This window comes from Pseudomonas sp. BN411, from assembly GCF_029871235.1.
Taxonomy (GTDB): Bacteria; Pseudomonadota; Gammaproteobacteria; order Pseudomonadales; family Pseudomonadaceae; genus Metapseudomonas.
In genome coordinates, this window is record NZ_SSOM01000003.1 from 1 (window position 1) to 538 (window position 538).

General features: G+C 68.0%; 1 pseudogene. It reads right to left on the bottom strand.

Annotation, left to right across the window (positions count from 1 at the left end):
* Nucleotides 1–538: pseudogene (locus E8F06_RS00015) on the bottom strand (hypothetical protein); the annotation flags it as partial.

Consider the following 538-nt stretch of genomic DNA (forward strand, 5'->3'; position numbering starts at 1 on the left):
GATGTCGTTCTCGTCATTGCCGGCGGCATGATCCAGGGCCTTGAGCAGCGTGAAGCTGTAGGCCCCCGCTGTGGTCAGGCTGAAGGTGAACACATCGACCGCGCCGGCCGAGGCGGTGAGCGTGTTGCCGACAACGCTGTAGGTCAGCCCGACGCCGCCGGAACTCAATACTGGCAAGCCGCTGGTGTCGCCGGACAGGGCATAGCTCAGCGGCGCATCGGCACCGGACTGGAAGATGCCGGTGACGCTGCCGCTGGCGGTGGTCGCAGCACCCGCCACGTCGCCGGTGCCACCGGCGATCCCTCCGGCGACGCCGTCCTCGTCCACGGTGCCGGTTTCGGCTGCACCGGTCGCGGTCGGCGTGTCGTCGTCAACGGTGATGACCAGCTTCTCGGGTGCGGCCGTTACCGTGTCGCCATCCGCGTCGGTGGCCCGGAGCAGGGAGCCGAGGTTGAGGGTGATGTCGTTTTCATCGTTGCCCGCCGCGTGATCCAGCGGCTTGAGCAGCGTGAAGCTGTAGGCGCCTGCCGCAGTCAGG